At 72.6% G+C, this 12,609-nt stretch carries 8 protein-coding genes; 7 read left to right on the top strand and 1 reads right to left on the bottom strand.

The window, feature by feature from the left end; genetic code table 11:
• Nucleotides 1-178 precede the first annotated feature (178 nt).
• The 6 genes from NLX85_RS05050 (at nt 179) to NLX85_RS05025 (ending at nt 8,056) form a co-directional block, all read left to right on the top strand.
• On the top strand, nt 179-1,462 hold the full coding sequence (locus tag NLX85_RS05050; RefSeq protein WP_254331844.1) for an ABC transporter substrate-binding protein: 1,284 nt from the start codon (nt 179-181) through the stop codon (nt 1,460-1,462).
• A gap of 82 nt (nt 1,463-1,544) precedes the next feature.
• On the top strand, nt 1,545-2,558 hold the full coding sequence (locus tag NLX85_RS05045; protein WP_254331843.1) for a carbohydrate ABC transporter permease: 1,014 nt from the start codon (nt 1,545-1,547) through the stop codon (nt 2,556-2,558).
• Between the two features lie 35 nt (nt 2,559-2,593).
• Nucleotides 2,594-3,436, top strand: coding sequence for a carbohydrate ABC transporter permease (locus tag NLX85_RS05040; protein WP_374628065.1), 843 nt, complete (start codon nt 2,594-2,596; stop codon nt 3,434-3,436).
• Nucleotides 3,433-5,880 (top strand): glycoside hydrolase family 2 protein, encoded by a 2,448-nt coding sequence (locus tag NLX85_RS05035; RefSeq protein ID WP_254331841.1) that lies wholly within the window; start codon nt 3,433-3,435, stop codon nt 5,878-5,880. The genes NLX85_RS05040 and NLX85_RS05035 overlap by 4 nt, the downstream gene beginning before the upstream one ends.
• Nucleotides 5,881-5,999: 119 nt before the next feature.
• Nucleotides 6,000-6,338 carry a helix-turn-helix transcriptional regulator gene (locus NLX85_RS05030; protein WP_148427062.1) on the top strand — a complete coding sequence of 113 codons (339 nt, stop codon included), beginning with the start codon at nt 6,000-6,002 and terminating at the stop codon, nt 6,336-6,338.
• Nucleotides 6,339-6,412: 74 nt separating this feature from the next.
• Nucleotides 6,413-8,056 carry a SulP family inorganic anion transporter gene (locus NLX85_RS05025; RefSeq protein ID WP_254333645.1) on the top strand — a complete coding sequence of 548 codons (1,644 nt, stop codon included), beginning with the start codon at nt 6,413-6,415 and terminating at the stop codon, nt 8,054-8,056.
• Nucleotides 8,057-8,068: 12 nt separating this feature from the next.
• On the opposite strand, the gene ilvD is transcribed toward NLX85_RS05025, so the two are convergent.
• On the bottom strand, nt 8,069-9,916 hold the full coding sequence (ilvD, locus tag NLX85_RS05020) for a dihydroxy-acid dehydratase (RefSeq protein ID WP_254331840.1): 1,848 nt from the start codon (nt 9,914-9,916) through the stop codon (nt 8,069-8,071).
• 111 nt (nt 9,917-10,027) lie between these two features.
• On the opposite strand from ilvD, the gene NLX85_RS05015 reads away from it, so the two are divergent.
• Complete coding sequence (locus NLX85_RS05015) at nt 10,028-12,478, top strand: EAL domain-containing protein (protein WP_254331839.1); 2,451 nt, start codon at nt 10,028-10,030, stop codon at nt 12,476-12,478.
• Nucleotides 12,479-12,609 lie beyond the last annotated feature (131 nt).

The following is a 12,609-nucleotide window of genomic DNA, read 5'->3' as shown; positions in this document are numbered from 1 at the left end:
CGATCGTGCTCCGGAGAGCGCTCAACCACGCATGAGCGCGCTCCCAGGGTTACCGGACGGTCTCGCTGTTGACCGGCCGTTGACAGTCCAGGGTGTCCCTCGTACGGTGTGCTCACTTATCCGGTTCAGTCAACGTCTCTCGATGTCGGGAGCGTTCCCATTTGGCGCGGAGGATGACATGAAACGGTCCTGGACGCACTGGGCCCGGGCGGCGGCCGTGGGTGCCGTCAGCCTGGTCATGGTCGCCGCCTGCAGCGGCAAGAGCACCACCGGCGGTTCCGACGCGGCCGACGGTCAGATCACCCTGAAGATCAATTTCTGGGGCGACTTCGGCCTCCAGGACCTCAAGGCCAGGTACGAGGCCGACCACCCGAACATCAAGATCCAGCTGAACTCGGGCGAGTACAACGCCCAGCACGAGGACCTGCAGAAGAAGCTCGTCGCCGGCAACGGCGCGCCGGACATCGCGGCGATCGACGAGGGCTTCATGGTCCAGTTCCGCAGCCAGTCCGACAAGTTCGTCAACCTGCTGGACAAGGGCGCCGGCTCGTACGAGAGCAAGTACCTGCCCTGGAAGTGGAAGCAGTCGCTCTCCGCCGACGGCAAGACCCAGATCGGCCTCGGCACCGACGTCGGCGGCCTGGCCATGTGCTACCGGACCGACCTGTTCAAGGCCGCCGGCCTGCCCACCGAGCGGGACCAGGTCTCCGCGCTCTGGCCCAACTGGGACAAGTTCATCGAGGTCGGCCAGCAGTACACCGCCAAGACCAACAAGAAGTTCATCGACGCCGGCACCAACCTGTTCAACCCGATCCTCGGCCAGCAGCAGGTCGGCTTCTACAACGACCAGGAACAGCTCCAGATGGACGGCGGCCCGAAGGTCGCCTTCGACTACACCGTCAAGGCCGTCCAGGCCGGGCTCTCGGCCAACCTGGTCAGCTTCCAGGCCGACTGGGACAAGGGCTTCACCAGCGGCGCGTTCGCCGTGCTCGCCTGCCCGGCGTGGATGCTCGGCCACATCAAGGACACCGCCCCCGGCACCCAGGGCAAGTGGGACATCGCGGCGGTGCCCGGTGGCGGCGGCAACTGGGGCGGCTCGTTCCTGACCATCCCCAAGCAGGGCAAGCACGTCGACGAGGCGTACAAGCTGCTGGAGTGGCTGGTCGCGCCGGAGCAGCAGATCGAGATCTTCAAGAAGGTCGGCAACCTGCCCTCGCAGCCGGCGCTCTACGCCGATCCGGCCATCGCCGACTTCAAGAACCCGTTCTTCAACAACGCCCCGGTCGGCCAGATCTTCCCCAAGATGGCGCAGGGTCTCACCCCGCAGTACCTGGGCAAGAAGAACGGCCCCACCCGGGTCGCCGTGGAGAACGTGATCCGGCGGGTCGAGAACAAGAGCCTGAAGCCGGACGCCGCCTGGGGCGAGGCGGTCAAGGAGGCCGACAAGGCCGCCAAGTCCTGACCGGACACCGGTGACGGGGCGGGCCGCGGCCGGCCCCGTCACCGCCCGATCTCCTCACCCACCTCGGCCCTGGAGTGATCCGATGTCCACCACCCGTGCCGCGCCCGCGTCGCCGAGCCGCCGAGCCGCGCCGGAGCGCGGCCGCTCCGGGGGCGACGACCGGCGGCTGACCTGGCGCAACCGGCTGTACCGCTTCGACATGCGCTACATGCCGTACCTCATGATCGCGCCGTTCTTCCTGCTCTTCATCGTGTTCGGGCTCTTCCCGCTGCTCTTCAACGCCGTGGTGTCGCTCCGCAACTACCGGCTCGACGACCCGACCCTGCCGTACTGGGCGGGCGTCGAGAACTTCAGCCGGCTCCTCGGCGACGAGGACTTCTGGAACGCCCTCTACAACACCTTCGGCATCTTCCTGCTCTCCTCGGTGCCCCAGCTGTTGCTCGCGCTCGTGGTCGCCTCGCTGCTCAACCGCAAGCTGCGCGCGCAGACCTGGTGGCGGGTCGGGGTGCTGCTGCCGTACGTGACCCCGATCGTCGCCTCGACCATGGTGTTCAGCGTCTTCTTCTCCCGCGACTTCGGCATGGCCAACTGGGTGCTCGGCCTGTTCGGCCTCGGCGGCCCGGACGACCCGATCGACTGGCGGGCCGACAAGCTGCACTCCTGGATCGCCATCGCCACGATGGTCAACTGGAAGTGGATCGGCTACAACGCGCTGCTCTACCTGGCCGCGATGCAGTCCATCCCGCGCGACGTCTACGAGGCGGCGGCGATCGACGGCGCCGGTCCGTGGAAGCAGCTGTGGCGGATCACCGTGCCGATGATCCAGCCGGTGGTGCTCTTCACCGTCATCCTCTCCACCATCGGCGGTCTCCAGCTCTTCACCGAGCCGATGCTCTTCGACCCGAACGCCCAGGCCGCCACGGGCGGGCCGGACGGCGAGTGGCAGACCATCGCCCAGCTCATCTACAAGGTCGGCTGGAAGGACCTCAACCTCGGCTATGCCGCGGCGATGTCCTGGGCTCTCTTCCTGATCATCCTGATCGTCGCCGGCGTCAACTACGTGGTGACGAACCGCCTGTCCGGAGGGCGCAAATGACGACGGTCGCACCCGCGCGCCGCAAGCCGCGGCTGATGGGCCGGGCCCCCCAGGAGACCCCGGCCGGCCTCTGGACCTACCTGTTCCTCGCGCTGACCATGCTGTTCGCGGCGTTCCCGCTCTACTGGATGTTCGTCATCGCGACAAGCGACGACGAGGCCCTCGCGAAGCTGCCGCCGGCGATCGTCCCGGGCAGCCGGTTCATGACCAACGTCGACGAGGTCTTCTCCCTCCAGGACGTCTACTTCGCCGCCTCGCTGGTCAACAGCGTCATCGTGGCCACCGTGGTGACCGCCTCGGTGCTGTTCTTCTGCTCGCTGGCCGGGTTCGCCTTCGCCAAGCTGCGCTTCAGGGGCAGCAACGCGCTGATGCTCTTCGTGGTGCTCACCCTGACCGTGCCCAACCAGCTCGGCATCGTGGCGCTCTACATCGTGATGGGCAAGCTCGGCTGGAACGGCACTCTGCTCGCGGTGATCGCCCCAGGGCTGGTGACCGCGTTCGGCGTGTTCTACATGCGGCAGTTCATCGTCAACACCGTCCCCGACGAGCTGGTCGAGTCGGCCCGGATGGACGGCGCCACCACCATGCGGGTGTACGCCAGCATCGTGGTGCCGGCGATCCGCCCGGCCCTGGCCGTGCTCGGGCTGCTCACCTTCGTGGCCACCTGGAACGACTTCCAGTGGCCGCTCATCACGCTGAGCGGCACCGACTTCCCGACCTCGATGGTGGCGGTGTCCGACCTGGCCAGCGGCAACTACGTGATCTACCGGCGGGTGCTGGCCGGCGCGTTCATCGCCACCGTCCCCCTGCTGGTCATGCTGTTCATCGGTGGGCGTCAGATCGTCCGCGGAATCATGGAAGGCGCGGTGAAGTCGTGAGCCGTCAGACGCTGCACGAGGGTTGGGTGCTGCGGGCCGTGCCCGGCCCGCAGGTGCCACCGGAGGTCGCCGGTCGGGCGGTGCCGGCGACCGTCCCCGGACAAGTGCACACCGACCTGCTGGCGGCCGGCCTCATCCCCGACCCGTACCTCGACGACAACGAGAGCGGCCTGGGCTGGATCGGCTGGACCGACTGGGTCTACGAGACCACCTTCGACTGGCGGCCGGGCGACGACGAGCGGATCGACCTGGTCTGCGCCGGTCTGGACACGGTCGCCACGGTCACCCTCAACGGCGTCGAGGTCGGCCGCACCGAGAACCAGCACCGCGGCTACCGCTTCGCCGTCGGCCCGCTGCTGCGGCCGGGCGCCAACACCCTCACCGTGCGGTTCGACTCGCCGTACCGCTACGCGGAGGCGCACCGGGAGCGGCTCGGCGACCGGCCGAACGCGTACCCGGAGCCCTTCCACTTCATCCGCAAGACCGCCTGCAACTTCGGCTGGGACTGGGGACCGACCGTGGTCACCGCCGGCATCTGGCAGGAGATCGGGCTGCACGGCTGGTCCACCGCCCGGCTCGCGACGGTCCGGCCGCTGGTCACGGTCGAGGACGGCACCGGTCGGGTGGAGCTGCACGTCGAGGTCGAAAGGGCGGGCGACGACCCGCTCACGGTGCGCGCCGTCGTCGCGGGCGTCGCCGTCGAGGTCGCCGTCCCGGCGGGGGAACGCCACGCCTTGGCGACCCTCACCGTCCGCGACCCGGCGCTCTGGTGGCCCGTGGGGTACGGCGACCAGCCCCTGCACGACCTCGACGTGACCCTGTGCGCCGAGGACGGCCGGGCGCTGGACGGCTGGTCCCGCCGGATCGGCTTCCGCTCGGTGCGCCTGGACACCGCCCCCGACGCGCACGGCTCCGCGTTCACCCTGCACGTCAACGGGGTGCCGGTCTTCGTCAAGGGCGTCAACTGGATCCCCGACGACGCCTTCCCCAACCGGGTCACCCGCGCCCGCCTCGCCGAGCGCTTCGCGCAGGCGGTCGGCGCGAACGTCAACCTCCTGCGGGTCTGGGGCGGCGGCCGGTACGAGTCGGCGGACTTCTACGAGCTGGCCGACGAGCTCGGGCTCCTGGTGCAGCAGGACTTCCTCTTCGCCTGCGCCGCGTACCCGGAGGAGGAGCCGTTCCGCACCGAGGTTGAGGCGGAGGCGCGGGAGCAGGTCACCCGGCTCGCGAGCCACCCCTCGCTGGTGCTCTGGACCGGCAACAACGAGAACATCTGGGGCTGGCACGACTGGGACTGGCAGGAGCCCCTGGCCGGCCGCACCTGGGGCCGCGGCTACTACCTGGAGCTGCTGCCCGCCATCGTGGCCGAGCTGGACCCGACCCGGCCGTACTGGCCGGGCAGCCCCTGGTCCGGCAGCGAGGACGTGCACCCGAACGACCCGGCGCACGGCACCACGCACATCTGGGACGTGTGGAACACCGACGACTACACGAAGTACCGGGAGTACGTGCCCCGCTTCGTCGCCGAGTTCGGCTACCAGGCGCCCCCGTCGTACGCGACCCTGCGCCGGGCCCTCTCCGACGAGCCGCTCGCCCACGACTCGCCCGGCATGGCGCACCACCAGAAGGCGATCGACGGGGACCGCAAGCTCCAGCGCGGCCTCGACGCCCACCTGCCGGCGCCCGCGGACTTCGACGACTGGCACTACCTCACCCAGCTCAACCAGGCCCGGGCCATCCAGCTCGGCGTCGAGCACTTCCGCTCGCACCGGCCGGTCTGCATGGGCACCATCGTCTGGCAGCTCAACGACTGCTGGCCGGTCACCTCGTGGGCGGCGGTCGACGGCGACGGCCGGCGCAAACCCCTGTGGTACGCGCTGCGCCGGGCATACGCCGACCGCCTGCTCACCGTGCAGCCGCGGGACGGCGGGCTGGCGCTGGTGGCGGTGAACGAGACCGGCGAGGCGTGGCGCGCGCCGGCCACGGTCACCCGGCTCACGCTCACCGGGGAGCCGGGGGCGAAGACCTCGGTGGACCTCGACGTCCCCGCGTACTCCTCGGTGGTGCTGGCGCTGCCGGCGGAGCTGGCGCGGCCGGACGAGGCCCGGCGGGAGCTGCTGGTCGCGGAGGCCGGCGAGACCGCGGAGCGGGCGCTGTGGTTCTTCGCCACCGACCGGGAGGTCGAGTGGCCGGCCGCGGAGCTTTCCGCGACGGTCGAGCCGGCGGGCGGCGGCCAGCGGGTCCGGGTGACCGCCCGGACGGTGCTGCGCGACCTGACCCTCTTCCCGGACCGGCTCGACCCGGCGGCGCAGGTCGACCGGGCGCTGGTCACCCTGCTGCCGGGGGAGTCGGCCACGTTCACGGTGCACGCCGAATCCCCGCTCGACCCGGCGGCGCTCACCCGCCGCCCGGTGCTGCGCTGCGTCAACGACATCACCCGATAGCGGTTTCTGGATCTTGGAGAGTTGCCGTTCGGAGCGGACGGCAACTCTCCAAGATCTCGGCAGCCAGTTGAAGATTTCTGCAAGTGCTAAAGTCTTCAGGGTCTCGGGGAGGAGTCGACATGTCCGTGCCGCTGTACCAGGCCAAGGCGGAGCTGTTCCGCACCCTCGGGCACCCGGTCCGGATCCGGGTGCTCGAACTGCTCCAGGACGGGCCCAAGCCGGTCCGCGACCTGCTCACCGCCATCGACGTCGAGCCGTCCAACCTTTCCCAGCAGCTCGCCGTCCTGCGCCGGGCCGGCATGGTCACCTCGCACCGGGACGGCCCGCTGGTCGTCTACTCGCTCAGCACCCCCGACGTGGCCGACCTGCTCGCCGCCGGCCGGCGGATCCTCGGCGCGGTCCTCACCGACCGGGACGCCCTCCTCGACGAGCTGCGCGCCGGGGAAGGGCAGCGGTGAGCGCGGCGGCCCCCTCCGCCGTCGACGGTTCGTCCCGGCCCGGCGTCCCCGGCGGCCCGCGGCGGCCCGGCCGGCTGCTCCGGACCCGGCTGTCCGGGCTGCTGCCGGGCCGGTCCGACTGGGCGGCGGTCCGCCGCTCGCCCCGCCGTGACCTTCTCGCCGGGCTCACCGTGGCCGTGGTGGCCCTGCCCCTCGCGCTCGCCTTCGGCGTCACCTCCGGCCTCGGCGCGCAGGCCGGGCTGGTCACCGCCGTGGTCGCCGGGGCCGTCGCGGCGATCTTCGGCGGCTCCAACCTCCAGGTCTCCGGCCCCACCGGCGCCATGACCGTGGTGCTCGTGCCGGTGGTGCAGCGCTTCGGCGCCCGGGGCGTGCTCATGGTCGGCGCGCTGGCCGGCCTGATCCTGCTCGCCCTCGCCCTGGCCCGCCTCGGCCGCTACGTCCGCTACCTGCCCACCCCCGTGATCGAGGGCTTCACCGCCGGCATCGCCGTGGTGATCGCCCTGCAACAGGTGCCGGCGGCCCTCGGCGTCACCGACGCCCACGGCGAGAAGGTCTGGGCGGTGGCCGCGGACGCGGTCGTGCGGTTCGCCGCCCACCCGCGCCCGGTGGCCGTCGCCGTGGCGCTCGGGGTGGCCGCGCTCATGCTGCTCGGCGCCCGCTGGCGACCCGGCCTGCCGTTCTCCCTGCTCGGGGTGGCCGCCGCCACGCTCCTCGCCGAACTGGCCCCGGTCGACCTGGTCCGCATCGGCGCCCTGCCGCAGGGGCTGCCCGCCCCCTCGCTGGACTTCCTCGACCCCGGCGCGGTCGGCGTGCTGCTGCCCAGCGCGCTCGCGGTGGCCGCGCTCGCCGCCCTGGAGAGCCTGCTCTCCGCCACCGTGGCGGACGGGATGACCGTCGGCGAACGGCACGACCCCGACCGGGAGCTCTTCGGGCAGGGCCTGGCCAACCTGGCCGCCCCGGTGTTCGGCGGCATCCCGGCCACCGCCGCCATCGCCCGCACCGCCGTGAACGTGCGGGCCGGCGCCTCGTCGAAGCTCGCCGCGCTCACCCACGCCGTCGCCCTCGCCGCCATCGTGCTGGCCGCCGCCCCGCTCGTCGGCCGCATCCCCCTCGCCGCGCTGGCCGGGGTGCTGCTCGCCACCACCGTACGGATGGTCGAGGCCGGGTCGCTGCGGGCGCTGCTCCGGGCCACCCGGGCCGACGCCGTGGTGCTGGTGCTCACCTTCGCGGTCACCGTGATGTGGGACCTCGTCACCGCCGTGGCGGTCGGGCTGGCCGTGGCCGTCGTGCTCGCGCTGCGCGCGGTGGCCCGCAGCGCCCGGCTCGAACAGGTCCCCCTCGACCCCGGCGAGCACAGCGCCGAGGAGCACACGCTGCTGGCCGAGCACATCGTGGCGTACCGGCTGGACGGGCCGCTCTTCTTCGCCGCCGCGCACACGTTCCTGCTGGAGCTGGCCGAGGTGGCCGACGTCCGCGTGGTCATCCTGCGGATGTCCCGGGTGTCCACGGTCGACGCCACCGGCGCGCAGGTGCTCGGCGACGCCGTCGACCGGCTGCGCGGGCGGGGGATCGCCGTGCTGCTCTCCGGCATCACGCCGGGCCACGACCAGGTGCTCAACACGTTGGGCGTGGCGGCCGAGCTGCGCCGGGAGGGTCTGATCTTCCCGGACACCCCGGCCGCCATCCGCCACGCCCGCGCGATCGCGCTGGCCGGCTGACCGCCGGGGCGGTTACTCCGGGACCCGCCGGTACGCGCCGTCGCTGGCCGAGGTGGCCATCGAGGCGTACGCGCGCAGCGCCGCGGACACCGGCCGGACCCGGTCGGTCGGGGTGTACGGGCGGTCGCGCTTCTCCTCGGCCACCCGCCGCGCCTGGAGCACGTCGTCGGGCACGTCGAGCCGGATCGACCGGGCCGGGATGTCGATGACGATGTCGTCGCCCTCCCGGACCAGCGCGATGAGCCCGCCCGAGGCCGCCTCGGGGGAGACGTGCCCGATGGACAGGCCGGAGGTGCCGCCGGAGAACCGGCCGTCGGTGAGCAGCGCGCAGGAGCGGCCCAGCCCGCGTCCCTTGAGGAACGAGGTGGGGTAGAGCATCTCCTGCATGCCGGGGCCGCCCTTCGGGCCCTCGTACCGGATCACCACGACGTCCCCGGCGACGACCTGCTTGGCCAGGATCGCCGCCACCGCGTCGTCCTGCGACTCGTAGACCTTGGCCGGCCCGCGGAAGGTGAGGCACTCCTCGGGCACCCCGGCGGTCTTCACCACGCAGCCGTCCGGCGCCAGGTTGCCGTGCAGGATGGCGAGCCCGCCGTCCGCGCTGTACGCGTGCTCCCGGTCCCGGATGCAGCCGCCGGCCGCGTCGGTGTCCAGCGACGACCAGCGGTTGGCTGTGGAGAACGGCTCGGTGGTGCGCACCCCGCCCGGGGCGGCGTGGAACAGTTCGAGCGCCTCCGGGATGGCGGAGCCGCCGCGCACGTCCCAGTCGGCGAGCCACCGCTCCAGGGTGGGCGAGTGCACCGCGTGCACGTCCCGGTGGAGCAGGCCGGCGCGGTCCAGCTCGCCGAGGATGGCCGGGATGCCGCCGGCCCGGTGCACGTCCTCCATGTGGTACTGCGGCGAGTTCGGCGCGACCTTGGCCAGGCAGGGCACCCGCCGGGAGATGGCGTCGATGTCGGCCACCCCGAAGTCCAGCTCCGCCTCGCGGGCGGCGGCGAGCAGGTGCAGCACGGTGTTGGTCGAGCCGCCCATGGCCACGTCGAGCGCGACGGCGTTCTCGAAGGCGGCCCGGGTGGCGATCGACCGGGGGAGCACGGACGCGTCGTCGCCGTCGTACCAGCGCTTGGCGAGCTCCACGGCGGTGCGGCCGGCCTCGACGAAGAGCGACCGGCGGGCGGCGTGGGTGGCCAGCGTCGAGCCGTTGCCGGGCAGCGCCAGGCCGATCGCCTCGGTGAGGCAGTTCATCGAGTTGGCGGTGAACATGCCGGAGCAGGAGCCGCAGGTCGGGCAGGCGGAGCGCTCGATCTCGCCGAGCTGGTCGTCGGTGACCGCCTCGTTCGAGGAGGCGATCATGGCGTCGATCAGGTCGATCTTGGAGTGGACGACGCCCTCGATCGCCACCGTCTTGCCGGCCTCCATGGGGCCGCCGGAGACGAAGACGGTCGGGATGTTGAGCCGCAGCGCGGCCAGCAGCATGCCCGGGGTGATCTTGTCGCAGTTGGAGATGCAGACCAGGACGTCCGCGCAGTGCGCGTTGACCATGTATTCCACCGCGTCGGCGATCAGCTCGCGGCTGGGCAGCGAGTAGAGCATGCCGCCGTGGCCCATGGCGATGCCGTCGTCCACGGCGATGGTGTTGAACTCCCGGCCCACCCCGCCGGCCTCGGCCACCGCTTCGGCGACCAGGCCGCCGAGGTCCTTGAGGTGTACGTGGCCCGGGACGAACTGGGTGAAACTGTTCGCGATGGCGACGATCGGCTTGCCGAAGTCGTCGTCGGTCATCCCGGTGGCCCGCCACAGGGCCCGGGCGCCGGCCATCGTCCGACCGTGGGTGGAGGTCCTCGACCGCAGCTCAGGCATGCCTACCAGTCTGACACCGCCGGCGCGGTGGCCCCCGGGCACGCACGCCGTGTCCCAACAGTTGCACACCCGGTGCCCCACGGGGGGCGCCGATCCGGCACAGTTGAGGTCGTGCAGTCGTCCCCGGGCATGGTCACCGTCGCGGTGCTGAGCGGGCTCGCCGCGGCCGGTGCCGCCGCCCTGCTCGCCGTGTCGGCGCGCCGTCGGGGCGGGCCGCACCGGCAGGCCCACCTGCTGCTCGCGGCCGCCGCCGGGATCGCCCTGCTCAGCCTGCTCCTCGGGCTGGCCGGCACGCTGGCCGCCGGCGACCACTGGGCGCACCGGCAGGGGCAGCGGACCGGCTGGGCCACCCTCGTCTCGTTCGGCACCACGCTCGCCGGGCTCGGCCTCGGCGTCGCCCTGCTCCGGCTGCCCGGCACCGCCGCGACCCGGGCGGCCACCGCCCGGCTGCTGCTGGACGGCCTGATCATGGCGGGGGCGCTCTGGTTCGTCGGCTGGGCGCTGTTCAGCCCGCCGACCCGGCTGCTCGGCGCCGCGACCCCGGTCGCCTGCCTGCCCATCCTGCTGGCCACGGTGAGCGCGGCGCTGACAGCCGGGCTGACCGTGATCATGGTGTTGCGGGCGGCGCCGCCGCGCGGCCGCCTCGTCCTGCTCGGCGCCGGCGCGACCGGGGTGACCTGCGGCGGCCTGGGCCTGTCGGCCGGGCTCTGCCAGGCCGGTCCGGGCCTGGCGTTCGCCGGCGCCGCGGTGATCGCCGCCGGCCTGCTGGCCACCGCCCTGGCCGCGCACCGCGTCGACCTGCCGCGGGTCGACGTCGACCTGATCGGCCGCGACGGCGAGTACGCCTTCGTGCCGATGTTCGCGATGGCCGCCTCCGCCATGTACCACCTCCTGCAGGGCGGCCGGTTCGACGTGTTCGGCATCGCGGCGGGCAGCTTCGAGGGCTTCGCCCTGGTGGCGCGTCAATACCTGGCCCTCAACGACGTCCGCGGCTACGCCGGCCGGCTGGCCGAGCGGGAGGCGCACTTCCGCGAGCTGGCGCACACCGACCCCCTCACCGGCCTGGCCAACCGGCGCGGCCTGCTGGGCGCGCTGCACCGCTGCGCCGAGGCCGGCGTCCCCTGCGTGCTGCTCGGGCTGGACCTGGACGGCTTCAAGAACGTCAACGACATGCGCGGCCACGACGTCGGCGACGCGGTGCTCGCCGAGGTGGGCCGGCGGCTGCGCGGCAACCTGCGCCCGGGCGACCTGGCCGCCCGGTTCGGCGGCGACGAGTTCGCCGTGCTCATGCACGGCACGTCCGACCCCGGGCCGGTCGCCGAGCGGCTGCTCAGGGTGCTCGGCCGCCCCTACGAGGAGGCCGACGGGCCGGTCTTCCTCTCGGTCAGCATCGGGGTGGCCGGCGCCTGCGGCGAGACCGATGTCGAGCTGCTGCTGCGCAACGCCGACCTGGCGCTGCGCTACGCCAAGCAGCGCGGCAAGAACCGGATCGAGCGCTACGACGCCACCTACGACCAGCTGCTGCGCCGGCGCACCATGCTGGAGCACGAGCTGCGCGGCGCGATCGAGCGCGACGAGCTGCGGCTGGCCTTCCAGCCGGTGGCCTCGCTGCCCTCGGTCCGCCCGGTGGGGGCCGAGGCGCTGCTCCGCTGGCACCACCCGGAGCTGGGCAACGTCCGGCCGGACGAGTTCATCCCGCTGGCCGAGGAGTGCGGGATGATCTCCAAGCTGGGCGCCTGGGTGCTGCACCAGGCGTGCTACCAGCTCTCCCGCTGGCTGGCCGACGGGCACGACGTCTGGGTGTCGGTGAACGTCTCGCCCCGGGAGCTGCACGCCCCGGAGTACGTGGTCCAGGTCGCCGACGCGCTGCGCGCCCACCACGTGCCGCCGCAGCGGCTCGTGCTGGAGGTCACCGAGCACGCCGTCGCCACCGACCTGGACGAGCTGATCCGGCGGCTCACCGCGCTGCGCCTCACCGGGGTGCGGATCGCGCTGGACGACTTCGGCGCCGGCTACTCCTCGCTGGGGCAGCTCCGCCGCCTCCCGATCGATATTCTCAAGATCGACCACAGCCTGGTCGCCGAGCACGAGCCGGTGCGGCCGGTCGGCCGGGACGGCCCGGCGTTCGCCCCGATGGTCGACATCGTCATGCGCCTCGGGCACCAGCTCGGCCTGGAGGTGATCGCCGAGGGCGTCACCACTCCCACCGAGCTGGCCGCCGTGGTGGCCGCCGGTTGCCGCTTCGGGCAGGGCGCGGCCTTCGGCTGGGGCGTGCCCGCCGAGCACCTGGAGGCGATGCTGGACGCGGCCACCTCGCCCGGCAACCGCCCGACCTCGGTGCCGCCCGCCCCACCGGCCGCGCCGGTGCGGACCGGGCCGTCGCCGCTGCTGCCCCGGCTGCGGTCGAACCCACCCGCCCAGATACCCGCGCCGCGTACCTCGAACGAGGGATCTTCGCAGGTCGCACCGGGCGTGGAGGGGGCGTCGGGAGCCGACACGCCCACGTCCGTGAACCAAAATGTGGGATCAGTTGACTCATCGCGTGAGATGCGTCAGGCTTGACCGCATGTCGTCGAACCGGTCGCTGCGAGTACTTACCTGAGCGCACTCTCCCGAACGAGAGTGCGCTGGCCCCGTGCATCTGCACGTGGGCCGTTTTTGTTGCCGTCGGACCATCGCCGGGACGCCCGCGT

It is taken from the genome of Micromonospora sp. A3M-1-15, from assembly GCF_024213425.1.
In the GTDB taxonomy this organism is placed as follows: domain Bacteria; phylum Actinomycetota; class Actinomycetes; order Mycobacteriales; family Micromonosporaceae; genus Micromonospora; species Micromonospora chersina.
This window is presented reverse-complemented; position numbering and strand designations above follow the sequence as displayed.